This window comes from Azospirillum sp. UENF 112521 (assembly GCF_058780665.1).
The window spans coordinates 2,804,113-2,824,409 of the sequence record NZ_JBSNCI010000002.1 but is presented as its reverse complement, the minus strand read 5'-3'; the positions used below and the strand labels follow the sequence as shown (position 1 = coordinate 2,824,409).

Here is a 20,297-nt window from a genome sequence, read left to right as displayed (position 1 = left end):
AAAGGGGACACGCCCGGTGCTGTACGAATGGATCAAGGCGCTGCACGTCATCAGCATCATCGCCTGGATGGCGGGGCTGCTCTATCTGCCGCGCCTGTTCGTCTACCATTGCCAGGTGCAGGCCGGATCGGAGGCGTCGGAGACCTTCAAGGTGATGGAACGCCGCCTGCTGCGCGCCATCATGAACCCGGCGATGATCGCGGCGTACGTGTTCGGCATCGCCATGATCGTGCTGACGCCGGAATGGATGAAGCAGGGCTGGCTGCATGCCAAGCTGCTGTTCGTCCTGCTGCTGACCGCCAGCCACATGATGATGGCCCGCTGGCGCCGGGACTTCGCCGAGGACCGCAACACGCGGCCGCAGCGCTTCTTCCGCATCGCCAACGAGGTGCCGACGCTGCTGATGATCGGCATCGTCATCTTCGTCATCGTGAAGCCCTTCTGACCGGCCCCTTCCGAACCAGGGGGCAGGTGAATCGCCGGCCTTCCATCCCCCGGAAAAAGCGGAATCCGCGACCTTTGCCGGTTCCGCTTTCGTTTGACTTGCGTCCACCGATCCGATAACCATGTCAGGACCACGGGGTTTTCGCCCCGCGGCCTCCCACGCCCACATCTGCCGATCCGACGCTCTGATCTTGAGCCGGGCCTGGTGGCTGGCGAGTTGCTCCCGTGCGGCCATTTTCCGGACGCCCTGGTGCGCACCCGCCAAAGCGCCACCCGCTGCCCACCCGACGCGACCGCGTTGCGGCGTCCGCCGCCCCCAGCCGCCGTCGGCCGGACCCTCCGGCACTCCCCACCTCCAAGGCCACTCCCCCGCATGACGATTTCACAGGCAATCCGATGCATCTCCAAGAGCTGAAGTGCAAAAGCCCCGCCGAACTGCTGGCGTTCGCGGAGGAGCTGCAGATCGAGAACGCGAGCACGCTGCGCAAGCAGGACATGATGTTCGCGATCCTGAAGCAGCTGGCGGAAAACGACATTCCGATCTTCGGCGACGGCGTGTTGGAGGTGCTGCAGGACGGGTTCGGTTTCCTGCGTTCGCCAGAAGCCAATTATCTGCCGGGTCCCGACGACATTTACGTCAGCCCCAGCCAGGTGCGCCGCTTCGGCCTGCGCACCGGCGACACGGTGGAAGGGCAGATCCGCTCGCCCAAGGACGGTGAGCGCTATTTCGCCCTGCTGAAGGTCAACACCATCAATTTCGACGCGCCCGACAAGGTCCGTCACCGCATCAACTTCGACAACCTGACGCCGCTCTATCCGGAAGAACGCATCCGGATGGAGGTCGAGGATCCCACCAAGAAGAACCTCACCGGCCGCATCGTCGACCTGGTGGCGCCGCTCGGCAAGGGGCAGCGCGGGCTGATCGTGGCGCCGCCGCGCACCGGCAAGACGGTGATGCTGCAGAACATCGCCCACTCGATCGCCACCAACCACCCCGAAGCCTACCTGATCGTCCTCCTGATCGACGAGCGTCCGGAAGAGGTGACGGACATGGCCCGCTCGGTCCGCGGCGAGGTCATCAGCTCCACCTTCGACGAACCGGCGACCCGCCACGTCCAGGTCGCTGAAATGGTGATCGAGAAGGCCAAGCGGCTGGTCGAGCACAAGCGCGACGTGGTCATCCTGCTGGACAGCATCACCCGCCTGGCCCGCGCCTACAACACCGTGGTGCCGTCATCGGGCAAGGTGCTGACCGGCGGTGTCGACGCCAACGCCCTGCAGCGGCCCAAGCGCTTCTTCGGTGCCGCCCGCAACGTGGAAGAGGGCGGTTCGCTGACCATCATCGCCACCGCGCTGATCGACACCGGCAGCCGCATGGACGAGGTGATCTTCGAAGAGTTCAAGGGCACCGGCAACTCGGAAATCGTGCTGGACCGCAAGCTCTCCGACAAGCGCACCTTCCCGGCCATCGACATCTCCAAGTCGGGCACCCGCAAGGAGGAGCTGCTGGTCGACAAGGGCACCATGTCGAAGATGTGGATCCTGCGCCGCATCCTGATGCCGATGGGCGTGACCGACGCGGTGGACTTCCTGGTCGACAAGCTGAAGCACACCAAGTCGAACAACGAGTTCTTCGAAAGCATGAACCAGTAAGGTCGCGCCGGATCCGCCCTCTCCTCTGCGGAGGGGGCGGCCATCTGCCGCGGTACAGAAAAAGGGCGGGGACCTTCCGGTCACCCGCCCTTTCTCTTTCTCAACTCAACTCGGTCCCTTCGATCAATCCCTGACCGGGATCAGAAGGGCGGCTGCTGCGGCTGTTCGGCCTGCTGGGCCGACTGGCGGTGGTACAGCTCGGCGAAGTCGATCGGGTTGATCATCAGCGGCGGGAAGCCGCCTTCGCGGGTCGCGCTGGAGACGATGGCGCGGGCGAACGGGAAGATCATCCGGGCGCCTTCGATCATCAGGACCGGGCGGTGATGCTCTTCCGGCAGGCCGGGGAACTGGAACAGCGCGCCATAGGCCAGCTCGACCAGGAAGGCGACGGACTCGCCCTGGCGGGCTTCGCAGCGCAAGTTCAGCGTCAGCTCGTAAATGTCGTCGCCGACCTTCTGGCCCTGGACGTCGACGCCGATGTTGACCTGCGGCTGCGGCTGGTTCGGCAGCAGGCTCTGCGGGGCGTTGGGGTTCTCGAAGGAGAAGTCCTTCACATACTGCGCGAGGACATGCATCGGCAGCGAGGACGTCTGCTGCTGCTCGGCGCCGTTGCTCATCTGATCGGACATAACGGACTCCTAATCGCCGGCCCGCTTTCCATCCCCGATCCCGGTAGGGACGGAGGGCAGGGGTCGCAGGCCGACCCGGATGTGAGGTGACAGGGTTTGGTTCGCGACGGTTGTGCCTTCGCCCAACGGGCTGGCTATCATGGATCGGCCGTCCTGCCAACGGAAACCGCCGACGGGAAACCGGCCATTGGCCGGCGGCTCAGCGCCGCTCGTCCGGACGCTGCCTGCCCCATTGGGAATCGGTCAGCCGCGGCGCGTCGCGATCCTCACCGGTCCTGTCCTCCGGGGTAACGTCGCGGAAATCCCCATCGATGACGCCGGGCACGCCGGGAGCGGGGCGGAAGGGATCGTCACCGCGGCGCGGACCGCCGGTGCCGAATTCCGCACTGCCGAAACCCTGGTCGCCGCTGGTGGGTCCGCCGGCCGCGCCTCCGAAACCGGGACCGAAGCCCCCGGCTCCGAATCCACCCCGGCCCGTGGTGGTGAAGACCGGCATGCCGGCGCCGATCCGGCTGAACAACCAGCGGCCGATGCCGCGTCGCAGCGGCCGGATCAGCAGCAGGATGCCGAGGATGTCGGTCAGGAAGCCGGGGATGATCAGCAGGACGCCGGCCAGCACCGCGCAGAAGCCGTCGAGCACCGTGCCGATGGGTGCTTCGCCGCGCGCCGCCGCCGCCTGGGCCTTGCTCAGCGAGGCCAGCCCCTGGTGACGCACCAGCAGCACGCCCACCACCGCCGACAGGGCCAGCAGCCCGATGGTCGGCCCGGCGCCGATCCAATCGCCGACCTGGATGAATCCGACGATCTCCAGGATCGGCAGAAGAAGGATCAACAACAGGGGATTCATGGTGTCCTTGCTCTTCGGGCTCGCTGCCCCTATCTAGGTTTGGATAGGTCGACCGGTCGAAAGACTGCCGGCCTCACCCAATTGGCGGTTCAATCGGCAATTACCGGCGGGCAAGCAACACGTAATGCCGAGCGGCCGCAAGGTCCAGAGGCGGGCCGGATCCGCCGGCGATTTCGCCGCAGCCAGACGTTCACGACAAATCGTATCGGAAGGAACAGATGATGGGAGACGGGTTCGTGTTCATCGAGATCGTGATCTTCGCGATGATCGCGGCCTTCCTCGTCTATCGGCTGCGCAGCGTGCTGGGCCGCCGCACGGGGGAGGAGCGGCAGCGGTCCAACCCCTTCACCCCGGCTCCGGGGGCGGCGAAGCCCGACAACGTCGTGAACCTGCCGGAGCGCAACCGGACGCGACCGGATGTCGCACCCGGCGCCGACGTGGTGGTTTCGGACGAGCCGCTGTCGCTCGCCGCCTCCATCGACCAGATCCGGGCCGCCGATCCGAACTTCGACGAGAAGCATTTCCTGGAAGGCTCCAAGGCCGCCTTCGCCATGATCGTCGATGCCTTCGCCCGCGGCGACACCGCGACGCTGCGCCCGCTGCTGGCCGACGACGTCTATGACAGCTTCGCCCAGGTCATCCGCGACCGCCAGGCCGCCGGCGAGCAGCACGAGGCCCGCATCGAGCAGGTCCGCGAGGCCGAGGTGGTGGAGGCGAAGCTGGATGCCGGCCGCACCGCCCGCGTCACCGTGCGTCTGGTCTCCGATCAGGTGAATGTGGTGCGCGACCGCAACGGCGCCGTCATCGATGGCGATCCCAAGGCACTGGTGGAGAACACCGACGTCTGGACCTTCGCCCGCAACCTCCGCTCCCGCGATCCGAACTGGGCGCTGGTCGAGGTGCGTCCTGTCCAGTGAGGAACGACCGCCAGCAATGACGCATCGTCACCGTACCGGTTTCAGCGCCATCGCCCTCTTCGGGGCGGTGGCGTTGCTGTTTTCGGCCTGCGCGCCCAAGGAGGAGGCCAAGCCGCCGCCCGACGCCCTGACCCTGGCGCCGCTGTCCTTTGCCGATCTGGCCGGCTGGCGCGGCGACCCGGTGGCGCAGGCGGTGCCGGCGCTCGCCCGCTCCTGCGCCCGCTTCAAAAGCCTGCCGGCCGACCGGATCGTCGGGCCGAACGGGGTGGCCGGGACCATCGCCGACTGGCAGGGCCCCTGCGCCCGGCTGGCGGATCTGCCCGCGGGTGACGATGCCGCCGCCCGGACCTTCTTCGAGCAGAACTTCACCCCCTATGCCGCCGGCAACAACGGTACCCGCGAGGGCCTGTTCACCGGCTATTACGAGGCCGAGCTGGAGGGCAGCCTGCGCCCGGATCCGGCCTATCCGGTTCCGCTCTACCGCCGGCCGCCCGATCTGGTGATGGTCGATCTCGGCGACTTCTCCGACCGTTGGAAGGGCGAGCGCACCGCCGGCCGCGTGGTCGACGGCAAGCTGAAGCCTTACGAGGATCGCGCCGCCATCGTCGCCGGATCGCTGAAGGGCAAGGGGCTGGAGCTGGTGTGGGTGAAGGACCCGATCGGCGCCTTCTTCCTGCAAATCCAGGGGTCGGGCCGGATCCGGCTGGCCGACGGCAGCGAGACGCGCATCGGCTACGCCGCCCAGAACGGCCACAAATACGTCGCCATCGGCAAGGAACTGATCGACCGCGGCGCCTTGAAACGGGAGGAGGTCTCGCTCCAGACCATCCGCGCCTGGCTGCTGGCGCATCCCGACCAGGCGGCGGCGGTGATGAACGTCAACCCGTCCTACGTCTTCTTCCAGACGCTGACCGGCGACGGCCCGAACGGCGCCCAGGGCGTGGCGCTGACGCCCGGCCGCAGCCTGGCAGTCGACTCGAAGTTCATGCCCTATGGCGTTCCGGTATGGCTGGATGCCGAGGATCCGGTCGATGCCGGGCAGCGTTTGCAACGGCTGCTGGTGGCCCAGGACACCGGCGGAGCGATCCGCGGACCGGTGCGCGGCGATGTCTTCTGGGGCCATGGTGCAGACGCGGAGCACAGGGCCGGCCTGATGAAGAGCCGCGGGAGCTATGTGCTGCTGCTGCCGAAAAGCGTGAAGGTGGCGGCAGGAAGCTAGGGTCGGGCAGGGGTGATCGCCGGGCAATGTTTCACGTGAAGCAAAGGGGCGCCCGCTCGGGCGCCCCTCGCGTTTTTACAGGATGAACTTCGACAAATCCGCGTTCTTCGCCAGCCCGCCGACCCGTTCCCGCACCAGGGCGGCGTCGATGGTGACCGTCTCGCCGGCGCGGTCGCTGGCGGCGAAGCTGATCTCCTCCAGCAGCCGCTCCAGCACCGTGTGCAGGCGGCGCGCGCCGATGTTCTCCACCGAGCCGTTGATCTCCGCCGCCAGCCGGGCCAGCTCGTCGATGCTGTCGTCGGTGAAGACCAGATCGACCTCCTCCGTCTTCATCAGCGCCTTATACTGGCGGATCAGGCTGGCTTCCGGCTCGGTCAGGATGCGCTTGAAGTCGTCCTGGCTCAGCGCCTTCAGCTCGACGCGGATCGGCAGGCGGCCCTGCAGCTCCGGCAGCAGGTCCGACGGCTTGGCGACGTGGAAGGCGCCCGACGCGATGAATAGGACATGGTCGGTCTTCACCGGGCCATGTTTGGTCGACACCGTGGTGCCCTCGATCAGCGGCAGCAGGTCGCGCTGCACGCCTTCGCGGCTGACGTCGGCGCCGCGGGCGTCGGAGCGGGCGGAGATCTTGTCGATCTCGTCGAGGAAGACGATGCCGTTCTGCTCGACCGCCCGGATCGCCTCCGCCACCACCTTCTCCTGGTCCAGCAGCTTGTCCGACTCCTCGGCCATCAGCACGGTGTGGCTCTCGGCCACCGTCATGCGGCGGGTCTTGGTGCGGCCGCCCATCATCTTGCCGAACATGTCGTTCAGGTTCAGCATGCCCATCTGGGAGCCCGGCATGCCGGGGATGTCGAAGGTCGGCATGCCGGCCGGCGCCCCGGTGTCGGCGACCTGGATTTCGATCTCCTTGTCGTTCAGCGTGCCCTCGCGCAGCATCTTGCGGAACTTGGCGCGCGTCTCGGCACTGGCGTTGTCGCCGCACAGCGCGTCGAGCACCCGCTCCTCCGCCCGCAGTTCGGCCTTGGCGGCGACCTCCTTGCGCAGCCGTTCGCGGGTCAGGCCGATGGCGGCCTCGACCAGATCGCGGACGATCTGTTCCACGTCGCGGCCGACATAGCCGACCTCGGTGAACTTGGTCGCCTCGACCTTCAGGAAGGGGGCCTGGGCCAGCCGGGCGAGGCGCCGCGCGATCTCGGTCTTGCCGACGCCGGTCGGGCCGATCATCAGGATGTTCTTCGGCAACACCTCTTCCCGCAGCCCCTCGGGCAGCTGCTGCCGGCGCCAGCGGTTGCGCAGCGCGATGGCGACGGCGCGCTTGGCCTCGTTCTGGCCGACGATGTAGCGGTCGAGTTCGGAGACGATCTCGCGCGGGCTGAAGGCGGCGGTGTCGGCGGAAACGGATGCGGTCTGGCTCATGGCGATCACAGCTTTTCCAGGGTGACGTTTTCGTTGGTGTAGACGCAGATGCCGGCGGCGATCTTCATCGCCTTGCGCGCCACGGCCTCCGCATCCATCCCGTCGATGTCGACCAGCGCACGCGCCGCCGACAGGGCGTAGGACCCGCCGGAGCCGATGCCGATCAGCCCGTCCTCCGGCTCCAGCACGTCGCCGTTGCCGGTCAGCACCAGGCTGACGCTCTTGTCGGCCACCGCCATCATCGCCTCCAGGCGGCGCAGGTAACGGTCGGTGCGCCAGTCCTTGGCCATCTCGACGCAGGCGCGGGTCAGCTGGCCGGGATACTGCTCCAGCTTGCCTTCCAGCCGCTCGAACAGGGTCATCGCGTCGGCAGTGGCGCCGGCGAAGCCCGCCATCACCGTGCCGCCGGCCAGCCAGCGGACCTTGCGCGCATTGGCCTTCATCACCGTCGGGCCGACCGAGACCTGCCCGTCGCCGGCGATCACCACCTGACCGTTCTTGCGCACCGACAGGATCGTCGTGCCGTGCCACTGGATGGGATCATGAGGATTGGACGCTGGATAGGTCATGCGGGAACCACGCTGGAGAATGGGAAACGGTCCCGCCGCCCCGGATCCGGGGCGCCGTCGCAGACGCGTGGACCTTGCAAATGGACCTTGCAAGTCGTGGCGGCAGGGCATCCGGTCTATGTGGGAGGGGCGCTGTCGCCGTCAAGCATGTCGCCGTTTGGCTCATCCTCCTCCCACAGGGACTCGACCGGGCCGTTCCTGCGCGTTTTGCCCGGTTTGGCCGGAGCGGCGGACGGCATGGGGCCGGCCGGATCGGCCCCCAGCCGGTCGAGCAGCGGGCCGAGTGCCAGGAACTCGACCAGACCGGCCGGAGTGGAGATGGAACGGCCGGCGGAGGGCGCGATCCCGACCAGCGCGCCGCTGCCGTCCAGCAGCGGATCGCCCGCCTCGGTCACCGCGGTCAGCAGGGCGGCCGAGCCCAGATCCGCCTGGATCCTGGAGGCACCGAACCCATCGTCGGCCGGCAGCCCGCCGACGATGCCGGCGATCTCCCGTCCCCGTCCGCCGGGGATCGCCCGCACCGGCTCGCTGACGTGCAGGGCCGCGGTGCGGACGGGCAGGGCGGGCAGCCGGGCCGGCACCCGCACCAGGGCGAAGCCGCTGGCCGGGTCGCGCCCGACCACCCAGCCGGTCAGCTCCACCCCGCGGGCGGGCCGGACGGTGACGGTGGGGTCGGATCCGGGCAGCGGGGCCAGCAGCACCGCCTGGACCTCGCCGGCCGCATCGGTCTCGCCGATCACCAGCCCATGCGACCCGCCGACCGGCAGTCTCGCCGATGCGGGCCGGCCGGTTCCGGCCCCGGTCCGCAGCAGCAGGCGGCCCGGACGGTACGCCGCCGACCCCGCGGCCAGGGCAGGGGGTGCGGCGTCCGGCGTCAGCGGCGTGGGGCCGGATCCGGCCGGCACCGCCACGGGAAACACGGCCGGCGGAGCCGCCGATGGTGGCGGAGACTGGGACTGAGGCTGTGACCGGGGCAGGGCGCCGCCCGACAGCAGGGCGCGGAAGCCGTTGTCGGCGGCGAGCGCCTCGACCGCGGCGGCGAAGGCCTCCTCGACCAGCAGGGTGTCGCCTTGCGGCACGCCGCTCTCCTGCGCGATGGCGCCGGTGGTGACCACGCGGTGCACCATCCCGCCGCCGCGGGCGTCGTAGACCGTCCATTCCACCTTGACGCTGCCGGTGCCGGAACTGCCCTTGCTGCTGCCGGTCAGCCAGTTGGTGCGGTGGCACAATTCCAGCTGCACGTCGCGCAGGTCGCCCTGCACGGTGAAGCGGGCACGGCTGCGGTTGCCGTCGGGGTTGTCGGGACCGCCGGGCCGGCCGACCACGTCGAAGCCGGCGGCGGTCATCGCCTCGGCGAAGCGCTCGTCGAAGGTGGAGCCGCGCCGCATGTTGACGCCGCTGGTCCAATAGACGTCGTCATAGGGCGGGGCGCAGTCGATGCCCCAGACATAGCGGCCGATCTGCATCCCGCGCCGCATCGACCCGATGGTCAGCTCGCCGAAGCGGAAGGGCGCCGTGGTCCCGGCGGCCACCGGCGGCGCCGTCCGGGCGACCGGCGGGGGCGGGGAAAGGCCGGTGCAGCCGGCCGGCGGCAGGCCGAGAAGGAGGATCAGGACTGCGGCGAAAAAGCGCGGATGGTCGGTCATAAGCGGATATGCACGCAGGAAGTGTAAACAACTCTATCCTGCACACGTTCGTAGGACAATCGTCGGAATGGACAGGCCGCGCATCAATCGTGCCGGATGCTGGCGTGCAGGGATGCTTCCTGCTACAAAACCGCCATGGACCAGACCCCCATCAATGGCGGCCGCCGCGCCTCGATCGAGCGGAACACCACGGAGACCCGGATCCGGGTCGCGCTGAACCTTGACGGCACCGGCGTCTACGACGTCAAGACGGGGGTCGGCTTCCTCGACCATATGCTGGAACAGCTGTCGCGCCACAGCCTGATGGACCTGACGGTCCTGGCCGATGGCGACCTGCACATCGACTACCACCACACGACCGAGGACACCGGCATCGCCATCGGCATGGCGGTGGCGAAGGCGCTGGGCGACCGCAAGGGCATCCAGCGCTATGGCCATTCCTATGTCCCGATGGACGAGACGCTGACGCGGGTGGCGCTGGACTTCTCCAACCGGCCCTACCTGATCTGGAAGGTGAACTTCACCCGCGACAAGATCGGCGATTTCGACACCGAGCTGTTCCGCGAGTGGTTCCAGGCCTTCGCCATGGCCGCCGGCGTGACGCTGCACGTCGAGAACCTGTATGGCGAGAACAACCACCACATCGTGGAAAGCTGCTACAAGGCGCTTGCCCGCGCGCTGCGCGCCGGGGTGGAGATCGACCCGCGCAAGCGCGATGCGGTGCCCTCCACCAAGGGCACGCTCGGCGGATCGCTCTGACGGCGGGGACCACGGTCCAGTCCTCCCCCTCCGCCGTCCTATCGGAAGGTTTGTCACGTTCATGGAAACGGTCGCGCTGATCGATTACGGCTCCGGCAACCTGCGCTCCGCCGCCAAGGCGATCGAGCGCGCGGCCGGCGAAGCCGATGCGTCCTACACCGTCCTCGTCACCTCCGACGCCGATGCGGTCCGCCGGGCCGACCGGGTGGTCCTGCCCGGCGTCGGCGCCTTCGCCGACTGCAAGCGCGGCCTGTCGGAGGTGCCGGGCATGCTGGAGGCACTGGAGGAGGTGGTCCACCGCCGCGGCCGGCCCTTCCTCGGCATCTGCGTCGGCATGCAGCTGATGGCGGAGCGCGGCCGCGAATATGGCGTGACCGAGGGGCTGGGCTGGATCCCGGGCGAGGTGGTGAAGCTGGAGCCGTCCGATCCGGCCCTGAAGATTCCGCACATGGGCTGGAACGAGCTGAACATCCGCCACCCGCACCCGGTGCTGGCCGGCCTGCCGGAAGGCAGCCATGCCTATTTCGTCCATTCCTACCAGTTCAGGCTCGCCGATCCCGAGACGCTGGTCGCGTCGGCGGACTATGGCGGGCCCTTCGCCGCGGTGGTCGGGCGCGACAATCTGGTCGGCACCCAGTTCCATCCGGAAAAGAGCCAGGCGACCGGCCTGGCGCTGATCGCCAATTTCCTGCGCTGGAAGGTCTGACGAGATGGCCGAGATCGCCATCGACAAGGTCGATGCGCTGAAGACCGCCGACCTGCACGACCTCTGCGACGCCGCCGACGACGCCATCCGTGCCGGCGGCGGTTTCGGCTGGGTCGAGCCGCCGCCGCGCGACGTGATGGAACGCTATTGGAAGGGCGTTCTGGTGGTGCCGGAACGGGTGATGTTCGTCGCCCGCCTGGACGGGGTGGTGGCCGGATCCGCCCAGCTGGTCAAGCCGCCGCGCAACAACGAGGCGCAGGCCCACGCCGCCCAGCTGACCACCAGCTTCGTCGCCCCCTGGGCGCGTGGCCACGGCCTTGCCCGCCGCCTGACCGTGGCGGTGCTGGAAGAGGCGCGCGCCGTCGGCTTCAAGGTGCTGAACCTTGATGTCCGCGTGACGCAGGATGCGGCCATCGCGCTCTATGAATCGCTCGGCTTCAAGCGCTGGGGCACCCATCCCTTCTACGCGCTGGTGCAGGGAAAGCCGCTCGCCGGACATTACTACTGCAAGGATCTCGAGCCTGCGCAACAGCCGCCGGCCCCATGAGCGCCAGCCCGACACCGCCAGCCTGACACCGCCTGCCCGACAACCGCCAGCCACGCCATAGGAAGACGCCCGCGATGATCATCTACCCCGCCATCGACCTCAAGGACGGTGCCTGCGTCCGCCTGCTGCGCGGCGAGATGAGCCAGGCCACGGTCTTCAACACCGATCCCGGCGAACAGGCCCGCCTGTTCCAGAGCCAGGGCTTCCAATGGCTGCATCTGGTCGACCTCAACGGTGCCTTCGAAGGCAAGCCGGTGAACGGTGCGGCGGTCGAGAGCATCCTGAAGTCGGTCACCATCCCGGTGCAGCTCGGCGGCGGCATCCGCGACCTCAACACCATCGGCATGTGGCTGGAGAAGGGCATCAGCCGCGTCATCCTGGGCACGGTGGCGCTGCGCGATCCCGAACTGGTGAAGGCGGCCTGCCGCGAGTTCCCCGGCAGGGTCGCCGTCGGCATCGATGCGCGCGAAGGCTATGTCGCGGTGGCCGGTTGGGCCGAGACCTCCGACATCAAGGCGCTGGATCTGGCGCTGAAGTTCGAGGATTGCGGCGTCGCCGCCATCATCTACACCGACATCAACCGCGACGGCGCGATGGGCGGCGTCAACGTCGAATCCACCTCCGATCTCGCCTTCCACCTCACCACCCCGGTCATCGCGTCCGGCGGCGTTTCCTCCATCGAGGATTTGAAGGCGCTGAAGGTCGAGGAGGACACCGGGATCGAGGGCGTGATCTGCGGCCGGGCGCTGTACGATGGCCGGATCGATCCCAAGGAGGCACTGGCCCTGCTGTCCGCCCCCGCCGTCGAGGACGCCGACTGATGCTGAAGATGCGTGTCATCCCCTGCCTGGACGTCAAGGACGGCCGGGTGGTGAAGGGGGTCAATTTCGTCGATCTGGTCGATGCCGGCGATCCGGTGGAGCAGGCCCGCGTCTATGACCGCGAAGGCGCCGACGAGCTGACCTTCCTCGACATCACCGCCAGTCACGAGAACCGCGACACCATCTTCGACGTGGTGCGGCGGACGGCGGAGCAGGTCTTCATGCCGCTGACCGTCGGCGGCGGCGTGCGCACGGTTGACGACATCCGCAAGCTGCTGCTGGCCGGCGCCGACAAGGTGTCGATCAACACCGCGGCGATCCACCGGCCGGAGTTCGTGCGCGAAGGCGCCGAGAAGTTCGGCGCCCAGTGCATCGTCGTCGCCATCGACGCCAAGAAGGTCGGGCCGGCCAAATGGGAGGTCTTCACCCATGGCGGCCGCAACGCCACCGGTATCGACGCGGTGGAGTGGGCCAAGCGGATGGAATCGCTGGGGGCGGGCGAAATCCTGCTGACCTCGATGGACCGCGACGGCACCAAGAGCGGCTTCGACCTGGAACTGACGCGCACGGTGGCGGACTCGATCCGCGTCCCGGTGATCGCGTCGGGCGGCGTCGGCACGCTCGACCATCTGGTGGAGGGCATCCGCGAGGGGCACGCCACCGCGGTGCTCGCCGCTTCGATCTTCCATTTCGGCACCTACACCATCGGGCAGGCCAAGGCCGCGCTCGCCACCGCCGGCATCCCGGTGCGCCCGGCCAAGGCGCTGGAGACGACCAATGGGTGACAAGAAGGCCGCTGAGAAGGCTGCGGAAAAAGCCGGCGAGAAGTCTGCCGAGAAGGTTCAGGCCACCCCGTCGGCCACCCCGTCCGCCGAGGTGCTCGACCGCCTGTTCGTCACCGTGCAGGCCCGCAAGGGCGCGGATCCGGAAAGCTCCTACACCGCGAAGCTCTACAGCCGCGGCACCGCCAAGATCGCCCAGAAGGTGGGCGAGGAAGCGGTGGAGGCGATCCTGGAGGCGGTGCGCGGCGACAAGGCGGCGCTGGCCGCGGAATCCGCCGACCTGCTCTATCACCTGCTGGTTCTGTGGGCCGACACCGGGCTGGATCCGGTGGAGGTCTGGAGCAAGCTCGCCCAGCGCGAGGGCACCAGCGGCATCGACGAGAAGAAGTCCCGCAAGACCTGACCGGGACTCCCCAGCAAGAGGACGCATGCGATGGCCAAGAGCTATGACGCCAACAACGTGTTCGCCCGCATCCTGCGCGGCGAAATCCCGTGCAAGAAGGTGCACGAGACCGAACACGCGCTGGCATTCCACGACATCGAGCCGCAGACGCCGACCCATGTGCTGGTGATCCCGAAGGGCGCCTACACCGACATGGACGACTTCACCGCCAAGGCGTCGGAGGCGGAGATTGCCGGCCTGTTCCGCGCGGTGGGCGAGGTCGCCCGCATGGTCGGCGCCGACGGCCCCGGCTACCGCATCCTGTCCAACTGCGGCGAGGCCGCACACCAGGAAGTGCCCCACCTGCACATCCACCTGTTCGCCGGCCGCGACCTGGGCCGGATGATCGGCAAGGCCTGAGCCGCCCGGCGCCGGCGGCATCTGCCGCCGGTAGCGTCTACCGCCGCCGCATCCCCGCCCGGCGCCGTGTCCCCTTCTTCGGCGGCACGGCGTCCAGGATCGCCAGGATCGCCGCGATCCCGTCCTCGTCCAGATCGCCGATCCGTTCCGACAGAAGGTTGGCGAGTTCCGTCGCCCGCGCGCTCAGGCCGGAGGTGTCCACCGTCACCCGCGGGTGGGACAAATCCGCCAGCCGTTCCAGCTCCTCCGCCTCGTCCCAGATGATGCCGAAATAGGCGCAGATCTGCCGGACCAGCTGGGGGGAGGGCTGGCCGCGCTTGCCATGCTCCAGCGCCGACAGATAGGCGGACGAGATGGACAGGTCGGTCGCCATCTGCTTCAGCGTCACGCCCCTGGCGTCGCGCAGCGACCGGACCCGTTCGCCGAACGGGGTCATGTGGAGTCCCTGGTTTAAGTCGCTGACTGTTTGGGACCTAGTCCTTACGGTCGCGCCGCCGTTTGATCAAGACATACAGCGCGCCGTCGCCGCCATGCTTGGGCTGGGCCGGCTGGATCGCCAGCACCATCGGGCGCAGGGCCGGGTCCGCCAGCCAGCGGGGGGTCGCCTGCCGCAGCACGCCCAGGCTACCGAAGCTGCCCTTGCCGGTGATCACCAGCACGCAGCGCCGCCCCTCGTTCCAGGCGCGGTGGACGAAGCCGGCGAGCGCGTGGTGCGCCTGCGCCTGGGTCATGCCGTGCAGGTCGATGCGGCCGTCGATCTCCAGCTCGCCGCGGCGGAACCGGTCGCCGGTGCGGCGGTCGATGTTGGCGGTCGAACCGGGCGTCAGCGGCGGATGGGCCGCGTGCGACGGCCGGGCCGGGGAGGGGAATTGCCTGGCGGTCGGCGGCGGGGCGAGGCTGGTCGCCACCGGTTCCTCCACCAGTTCCGCCATGGTCGCCAGCGGTTCCGGCTCGGCCTCGACGGCGCGGCCGGGCATCGGTTCGGCGTCGCGCATGGCGATCCGCCACAGGCGCCGCTCGTCGGGCGTGGGCAGTCGTCTGCGGGTCATCGGCGCGGAACCTTCTGCGGCAAGGAAAAGGGCGGTGCCAACGGATAAAGCCCGTCGGCCCGCCCCTGTCAATGTGTGTTGCCGCGCTGCAAAGAAAAAGAGCGCGCGGGAAATGATGGCTCGGAAACGATGTGCCGGCTCAGGCCTGCGACCAGGCGGCGGCCGCCGCGATCTGCTCGTCGGTCGGACGGACGCCGGTGTAGAGCACGAACTGTTCGAGCGCCTGCAGGGCGATCACTTCCGCGCCGGTGATCACCGGCTTGCCGGCGTCCCGCGCGGCACGGATCAGCGGGGTTTCGGCCGGCATGGCGACGACATCGAACACCTGCGCCGCCGCCTCGATCAATGCCGGCTCGAAGGCCAGGGTGTCGGCCTCCGGTCCGCCGGCCATGCCGAGCGGTGTCACGTTGACCAGCAGCGACCCCTCGGCGATGCCGGTTGTGTCCGGCTGCCAGGGCAGGCTGTACTCGTCGGCCAGCCGGCGGCCGGTCGTCTCGTTGCGGGCGATCAGCGTGCCGTTGGTGAAGCCGGAATCGCGCAACGCGCACAGCACCGCGCGGGCCATGCCGCCGCTGCCGCGCAGCGCGAAGGGCAGGCCGGGCGAAACATCGTGGCGGTCCAGCAGCGTGCGCACCGCGAGATAGTCGGTGTTGTAGCCGCGCAGCCGGCTGCCGCCGTCCTCGGCGGTGTCGTTGACGATGGTGTTGACCGACTGCAAGCCCGCGGCCGACGGGTCCAGCTCGTCGAGGAAGGGGATGCAGGCTTCCTTGAAGGGCATCGACACGCCGCAGCCGCGGATGTTCAGCGCCCGGATGCCGGTGATGGCGCCCGGCAGATCGTTGGTGGTGAACGCCTTGTAGACGTAATTCAGCGAGAGGGCTTCATAGAGGTGATTGTGGAAGCGCGTGCCGATGTTGCTCGGGCGGCCCGAAAGCGAAATGCACAGGCGCGTGTCTCTGTCGATCTTGTGGGGCAACCAAGCCTCTCCTTGCCGCTTTCTGGTTGGACGTTGTCCGGCGGGTCAGCCGCCGGCCTTCAACGCGTCCAAACGTCCTTTCAACAGAGTGTATTCCGGATCGCTCGGCTTGAACTGGGCGATCAGCTTACCCCAATGGGCGGCGGCCTCGTCCTTGTGCCCCGACATCATGGCGTCGAGGCCGAGCAGCCACAGCGCATCCTTGTTGTCGGGCTCCACCTTCAGCGCCAGCCGCAGGGCGGACGTGGCTTCTTCCGGCAGCGGCTTCGGCGTCTCGTTGCGCGGCTGGCTCTGCAAGACGGCGTTGGCGTAGGCGACCTGCACGTCGGCGCGGTCCGGCGCCCGCTCGCGCGCCTTGCGGGCGGCGTCCAGCGCCTTGGCGGTGTCGCCCAGCACGCCGTAGGAGCGGGCGAGATTCAACCAGCCATCGACATCCGTTGGGTCGGCGTCCAGCCGGGCGGCGAGGGTGGCGACCATGCCGCGGATCATCTCGTCCTGGCCCGCCGCGTTGTTGCCCTGGGGGTTGGCCTGGGCCTGCGCGTTCGGGGCCGTCTGCTGTTCCTTCTGCTCCGGCGGCAGCGGCTGCGGCGTGACCTTGGCGGGGTCGAGGTTCAGCGCCACCGCCGCCTCGCGGATCTGGTCGCGCACCACCGGCACCCACGGCGCATCGGCGGGGGACTCCGCCATCAGCGCGCTCCAGCGGTCCAGCGCCCCCTGCTGGTCGCCGGCCTGGAAGCGGGCGAGGGCGGCGAAGAAGCGGGCGCGCGGGTCCTTGGGTTCCTTCGCCAGCACGGCGTCGAAGGCGGCCACCGCCTCCTCCGGCACCATGCCGTCGTTGGCCGAGACCAGCGTCTCGGCGAACAGCCCCTGCACCTCGACATCGTCCCGGTTCAGGGCGACGGCATGGCGCAGCGCGTCGGCGGCATCGCCGTTGCGGCCCATCTTGGCATAGGCCTGCCCCAGGATCAGCCAGCCCTGGATGTCGCTGGGATTCTCGGCCAGCTGGGCCTTCAGCTTGTCCATCGCCGCCAGCACGCTCTTCGGCGGGCCGCCGCGCTCCTGCTCGATGTTGCGCGAGGCCAGCGGTTGCGCCGGCAGATCCGGACGGCCGACCGATCCATAGACGGCAAGCGCGCCGACCGGCAGCACCAGCGCCAGCAGCACCGCCAGGACGCGGGCGCTGCGCGGGGTGACGGCGCCGCCGCCGGTCGCCGCGCCCGTCTCGGCGGTCGCCAGCATGCGCCGGGCGATCTCCGCCCTGGCCGCTTCCGCCTGGGCGTCGTTGATCAGGCCGCGCGCGCGGTCGCGCTCCAGCTCGTCCAGCTGGTCGCGGTAGACCTCGCGGTCGAACTCCTCGCGGCCAGGGACAAGGTCATGGCCGGATCCGGCCGTGCGCAGAAGCGGCGGCACGAGCAGCAGCAGCACGGCCGCGGTCAGGACGGCGGCGAAAATCCAGAACAGCATCAGTCGTCTTTCCGCAGCAGGGCGTCCAGCCGCCGCCGCTCATCCGCGCTCAGGGGCGCGGTGTCGGCACCGGCGGCCACGCCGCGCCGCCCGCGCAGGAACAGGAAGGTGCCGGCCGCCCCCAGCAGCAGCACGGCGAAGGGACCGATCCACAGCACCAGCGTCGTCGCCTTGAAGGGCGGCCGCAGCAGCACATAGTCGCCGTAGCGGTCGGTGACGTACTCCATCACCTTGTCGTCGCTGTCGCCGGCCTTCAGCCGGTCGCGCACCAGAACGCGCAGGTCGCGGGCCAGCGGCGCGTTGCTGTCGTCGATGGACTGGTTCTGGCAGACGAGGCAGCGCAGCTCCTGGCTGATGGTGCGGGCGCGGGTCTCCAGCGCCGGATCCGGCAGCACCTCGTCCGGCTGGACGGCCAGGGCGGGGGAAGACAGCGCGGACAGCGCCAGCAGGGCGGAGAGGAGGAAGCGTTTCATCAGCCCTGCCTCAGATGCTTGACCATCGGCAGGATCTGCTCCTCCACCACCTGCGGGGTCAGCGGGCCGACATGCTTGAAGCGGATGCGGCCCTTGCGGTCGATCAGGTAGCTCTCCGGCACGCCATAGACGCCCCAGTCGATCGACACCCGGCCGTCCTGGTCGGCGCCGATGGCGGCATAGGGGTTGCCGTTGCGCGACAGCCAGGTCAGCGCATCCTCCGGCTTGTCCTTGTAGTTGATTCCGTAGACCGTCACCCCCTGCTCGCGCGACAGGCGGGTGATGACGGGATGCTCCGCCTTGCAGGGGATGCACCAGGAGGCGAAGACGTTCACCAGCGTCACGTCGCCGGCCAGCTTGGCCGAAGACAGGCCGCTGGCGGCCGGCTGGCCCTGCACCATCTGGCCCGGAATGGCGGGCAGGTCGAAGGTCGGGGCCGGCTTGTCGATCAGGGCCGACGGGATGTCGCGCGGGTCGCGCTCGAACCCCAGGTAGAAGGCGATGCCCACCCCGATGAAGAGCAGGAAGGGCAGCAGGTACAGAAGGCGGCGCATGGTGTCTTGTGTCCTCATTCGGCCGGCAGCGGAGCCGACTTGCCACCGGTCTTTCCGGCCGTGCGGCGGCGTTCCGGCGCGCCGATGCGGAAGCGGCGGTCGGTCAGGCTGACCAGCCCGCCCAGCATCATGCCGACGCCGCCGATCCAGATCCACGGCACCAGCGGGTGGTGGTAGATGCGGACGATCCAGGCGGTGCCGTTCTGCGTCGGGTCGCCCAGCGCCACATACAGGTCGGAGAGGACCGTGGTGTGGATGGCCGATTCCGTGGTGGTCATGCGGGTGGTGCTGTAGCTGCGGCGTTCCGGCTCCAGCGTGGCGATGCGCTGGCCGTCCTTCGTCACCGTGAAGGTGCCGCGCTCCGCCTTGAAGTTCGGGCCGTCGACCAGCCCGACGCCGTCGAACTGGAACTCGTAGCCGGCGACGCTGGCCCGGTCGCCCGGTCTCATCGCCGTGATCGATTCCGTCTGCCAAGCCGAGGTTCCGGTCATGCCGAGGATCGACAGGCCGATGCTGGCATGGGCGATGGTCATGCCCCAGGCGCTGCGCGGCAGATGCACGGCGCGGTTCCAGCTGTTCTTGAACGAGGTGCGGAACAGGGCGATGCGGTCGGCGAACTCGACCAGCGAGCCGACGAAGGCCCAGGCGGCAAGCCCGATGCCGACCAGCGCCAGCAGCGGGCCGCTGCCCGCCTTGACATAGGCGGTGACGGCGACGGCGGCCACCACGGCGACGCCGGCCACCCACAGCCGGGTCAGCGCGGCTCCCAGATCCGCCCGCTTCCAGGACAGATAGGGGCCGACGACCATGGCGATCACCATCGGGATGGCGACCGGCACGAAGGTGGCGTTGAAGAAGGGGGCGCCGACCGACACCTTGCCCAGCTTCAGGATGTCGAGGAACAGCGGATAGAGCGTGCCGATGAACACCGTCGCCGTCGCGGTCGACAGCAGCAGGTTGTTCAACACCAGCGCGCCTTCGCGGCTGATCGGCGCGAACAGCCCGCCCGCCTTCAGCGTCGGCGCCCGCAGGCTGTAGAGCAGCAGCGAGCCGCCGGTGGCGATCGCCAGCAGAACCAGGATGAAGATGCCGCGCTTGGGATCGACGGCGAAGGCGTGGACCGAGGTCAGGATGCCGGAGCGCACCAGGAAGGTGCCCATCAGCGACAGCGAGAAGGTGACGATGGCCAGCAGGATGGTCCAGCTCTTCAGCGCGTCGCGCTTCTCCACCACGATTGCCGAATGCAGCAGGGCGGTGCCGGCCAGCCAGGGCATGAAGGAGGCGTTCTCGACCGGGTCCCAGTACCACCAGCCGCCCCAGCCCAGCTCGTAATAGGCCCACCAGGAGCCCATGGCGATGCCCATGGTCAGGGTCGACCAGGCCGCCAGCGTCCAGGGCCGCACCCAGCGCGCCCAGGCGGGATCGACCCGCCCCTCGATCAATGCTGCGACGGCGAAGGAGAAGGCCATCGAGAAGCCGACATATCCCGCATAGAGGAAGGGTGGGTGGAAGGCGAGGCCGGGGTCCTGCAACAGCGGGTTCAAATCGTTGCCGTCGATGGGCGCCGGAATCACGCGGATGAAGGGGTTCGACGTGATCAGGATGAACAGCAGGAAGCCGACCCCGATCAGCCCCTGGACCGCCAGCACGCGTGCCTTCAGCGTCGGCGGCAAATTGCGCCCGAACAGGGCGACGGCGGCGCCGAAGATCGTCAGCATGACGATCCACAGCATCATCGAGCCCTCGTGGTTGCCCCAGACGCCCGACACCTTGTAAAGCATCGGCTTGGCCGAGTGGCTGTTCTGCACCACGTTCAGCACGCTGAAATCGGACACCACATGCGCCCAGGTCAGCGCCGCGTAGGACAGCAGCACCAGCAGCATCTGGGCGATGGCCGCCGGCACCGCGACGTTCATCCAGGCGCCGTTGCGGGTGGCGGCGCCGACCAGCGGCGGCACCGACTGCACCAGCGCGACGAACAGCGCCAGCACCAGCGCGTAATGGCCGAGTTCGGGGATCAC

Annotated in this window: 23 protein-coding genes; 11 read left to right on the top strand and 12 right to left on the bottom strand. The window is 68.8% G+C overall.

Going from position 1 to position 20,297, the window contains the following annotated elements; all coding sequences use genetic code 11:
- Positions 1–16 precede the first annotated feature (16 nt).
- Both hemJ and rho read left to right on the top strand, forming a co-directional pair.
- Positions 17–445 (top strand): protoporphyrinogen oxidase HemJ, encoded by a 429-nt coding sequence (gene hemJ, locus ACWPN8_RS15835; RefSeq protein WP_098740896.1) that lies wholly within the window; start codon positions 17–19, stop codon positions 443–445.
- Positions 446–840: 395 nt separating this feature from the next.
- Positions 841–2,097 carry a transcription termination factor Rho gene (gene rho / locus ACWPN8_RS15830; RefSeq protein ID WP_109052252.1) on the top strand — a complete coding sequence of 419 codons (1,257 nt, stop codon included), beginning with the start codon at positions 841–843 and terminating at the stop codon, positions 2,095–2,097.
- Between the two features lie 140 nt (positions 2,098–2,237).
- On the opposite strand, the gene secB is transcribed toward rho, so the two are convergent.
- Together secB and ACWPN8_RS15820 are read right to left on the bottom strand one after the other, a co-directional pair.
- A complete protein-coding gene (gene secB, locus ACWPN8_RS15825; protein WP_085086914.1) occupies positions 2,238–2,726 on the bottom strand; it encodes a protein-export chaperone SecB in 489 nt (162 codons plus the stop codon).
- 199 nt (positions 2,727–2,925) lie between these two features.
- Complete coding sequence (locus ACWPN8_RS15820; protein ID WP_492241353.1) at positions 2,926–3,573, bottom strand: FxsA family protein; 648 nt, start codon at positions 3,571–3,573, stop codon at positions 2,926–2,928.
- A gap of 221 nt (positions 3,574–3,794) precedes the next feature.
- Here ACWPN8_RS15820 and ACWPN8_RS15815 point away from each other — a divergent pair, with 221 nt between their 5' ends.
- Together ACWPN8_RS15815 and mltA are read left to right on the top strand one after the other, a co-directional pair.
- Complete coding sequence (locus ACWPN8_RS15815) at positions 3,795–4,490, top strand: Tim44/TimA family putative adaptor protein (RefSeq protein ID WP_492241394.1); 696 nt, start codon at positions 3,795–3,797, stop codon at positions 4,488–4,490.
- 16 nt (positions 4,491–4,506) lie between these two features.
- Positions 4,507–5,709 carry a murein transglycosylase A gene (gene mltA, locus ACWPN8_RS15810; protein WP_492241352.1) on the top strand — a complete coding sequence of 401 codons (1,203 nt, stop codon included), beginning with the start codon at positions 4,507–4,509 and terminating at the stop codon, positions 5,707–5,709.
- 75 nt (positions 5,710–5,784) lie between these two features.
- Here mltA and hslU read toward each other — a convergent pair whose 3' ends face one another.
- The 3 genes from hslU to ACWPN8_RS15795 all read right to left on the bottom strand — a co-directional run bounded on the left by hslU (position 5,785) and on the right by ACWPN8_RS15795 (position 9,343).
- Positions 5,785–7,128, bottom strand: coding sequence for an ATP-dependent protease ATPase subunit HslU (gene hslU, locus ACWPN8_RS15805; protein WP_492241351.1), 1,344 nt, complete (start codon positions 7,126–7,128; stop codon positions 5,785–5,787).
- Positions 7,129–7,133: 5 nt separating this feature from the next.
- Complete coding sequence (gene hslV / locus ACWPN8_RS15800; protein WP_492241350.1) at positions 7,134–7,697, bottom strand: ATP-dependent protease subunit HslV; 564 nt, start codon at positions 7,695–7,697, stop codon at positions 7,134–7,136.
- A 116-nt stretch (positions 7,698–7,813) separates the two neighbouring features.
- On the bottom strand, positions 7,814–9,343 hold the full coding sequence (locus tag ACWPN8_RS15795; RefSeq protein WP_492241349.1) for a serine protease: 1,530 nt from the start codon (positions 9,341–9,343) through the stop codon (positions 7,814–7,816).
- A gap of 135 nt (positions 9,344–9,478) precedes the next feature.
- Here ACWPN8_RS15795 and hisB point away from each other — a divergent pair, with 135 nt between their 5' ends.
- The 7 genes from hisB to ACWPN8_RS15760 all read left to right on the top strand — a co-directional run bounded on the left by hisB (position 9,479) and on the right by ACWPN8_RS15760 (position 13,760).
- A complete protein-coding gene (gene hisB, locus ACWPN8_RS15790; RefSeq protein ID WP_044550958.1) occupies positions 9,479–10,102 on the top strand; it encodes an imidazoleglycerol-phosphate dehydratase HisB in 624 nt (207 codons plus the stop codon).
- A 61-nt stretch (positions 10,103–10,163) separates the two neighbouring features.
- Complete coding sequence (gene hisH / locus ACWPN8_RS15785; RefSeq protein ID WP_492241348.1) at positions 10,164–10,808, top strand: imidazole glycerol phosphate synthase subunit HisH; 645 nt, start codon at positions 10,164–10,166, stop codon at positions 10,806–10,808.
- A gap of 4 nt (positions 10,809–10,812) precedes the next feature.
- On the top strand, positions 10,813–11,355 hold the full coding sequence (locus tag ACWPN8_RS15780; RefSeq protein WP_109096041.1) for a GNAT family N-acetyltransferase: 543 nt from the start codon (positions 10,813–10,815) through the stop codon (positions 11,353–11,355).
- Between the two features lie 74 nt (positions 11,356–11,429).
- Positions 11,430–12,176, top strand: coding sequence for a 1-(5-phosphoribosyl)-5-[(5-phosphoribosylamino)methylideneamino]imidazole-4-carboxamide isomerase (hisA, locus tag ACWPN8_RS15775; protein WP_492241347.1), 747 nt, complete (start codon positions 11,430–11,432; stop codon positions 12,174–12,176).
- Complete coding sequence (hisF, locus tag ACWPN8_RS15770; RefSeq protein ID WP_109096043.1) at positions 12,176–12,961, top strand: imidazole glycerol phosphate synthase subunit HisF; 786 nt, start codon at positions 12,176–12,178, stop codon at positions 12,959–12,961. The genes hisA and hisF overlap by 1 nt, the downstream gene beginning before the upstream one ends.
- A complete protein-coding gene (locus ACWPN8_RS15765) occupies positions 12,954–13,361 on the top strand; it encodes a phosphoribosyl-ATP diphosphatase (RefSeq protein WP_492241346.1) in 408 nt (135 codons plus the stop codon). Before hisF ends, ACWPN8_RS15765 begins: the two co-directional genes overlap by 8 nt.
- Positions 13,362–13,391: 30 nt before the next feature.
- Positions 13,392–13,760, top strand: a complete 369-nt coding sequence (locus ACWPN8_RS15760; protein ID WP_109096044.1) for a histidine triad nucleotide-binding protein — start codon at positions 13,392–13,394, stop codon at positions 13,758–13,760.
- 37 nt (positions 13,761–13,797) lie between these two features.
- Here ACWPN8_RS15760 and ACWPN8_RS15755 read toward each other — a convergent pair whose 3' ends face one another.
- The 7 genes from ACWPN8_RS15755 to ACWPN8_RS15725 form a co-directional block, all read right to left on the bottom strand.
- The gene (locus tag ACWPN8_RS15755; RefSeq protein WP_109096045.1) at positions 13,798–14,196 is read right to left on the bottom strand and encodes a helix-turn-helix domain-containing protein; all 399 of its coding nucleotides are present in this window, start codon (positions 14,194–14,196) and stop codon (positions 13,798–13,800) included.
- 37 nt (positions 14,197–14,233) lie between these two features.
- Complete coding sequence (locus tag ACWPN8_RS15750) at positions 14,234–14,809, bottom strand: Smr/MutS family protein (RefSeq protein WP_109096046.1); 576 nt, start codon at positions 14,807–14,809, stop codon at positions 14,234–14,236.
- A 139-nt stretch (positions 14,810–14,948) separates the two neighbouring features.
- A complete protein-coding gene (locus ACWPN8_RS15745) occupies positions 14,949–15,785 on the bottom strand; it encodes a shikimate 5-dehydrogenase (protein WP_492241345.1) in 837 nt (278 codons plus the stop codon).
- A gap of 45 nt (positions 15,786–15,830) precedes the next feature.
- Positions 15,831–17,249, bottom strand: coding sequence for a c-type cytochrome biogenesis protein CcmI (gene ccmI / locus ACWPN8_RS15740; RefSeq protein ID WP_492241344.1), 1,419 nt, complete (start codon positions 17,247–17,249; stop codon positions 15,831–15,833).
- Complete coding sequence (locus ACWPN8_RS15735) at positions 17,249–17,722, bottom strand: cytochrome c-type biogenesis protein (RefSeq protein WP_492241343.1); 474 nt, start codon at positions 17,720–17,722, stop codon at positions 17,249–17,251. The genes ccmI and ACWPN8_RS15735 overlap by 1 nt, the downstream gene beginning before the upstream one ends.
- Positions 17,722–18,276, bottom strand: a complete 555-nt coding sequence (locus ACWPN8_RS15730) for a DsbE family thiol:disulfide interchange protein (protein ID WP_109096050.1) — start codon at positions 18,274–18,276, stop codon at positions 17,722–17,724. Before ACWPN8_RS15730 ends, ACWPN8_RS15735 begins: the two co-directional genes overlap by 1 nt.
- A gap of 14 nt (positions 18,277–18,290) precedes the next feature.
- Entirely contained in the window at positions 18,291–20,297 is a 2,007-nt protein-coding gene (locus tag ACWPN8_RS15725) for a heme lyase CcmF/NrfE family subunit (protein WP_492241342.1), read from the bottom strand.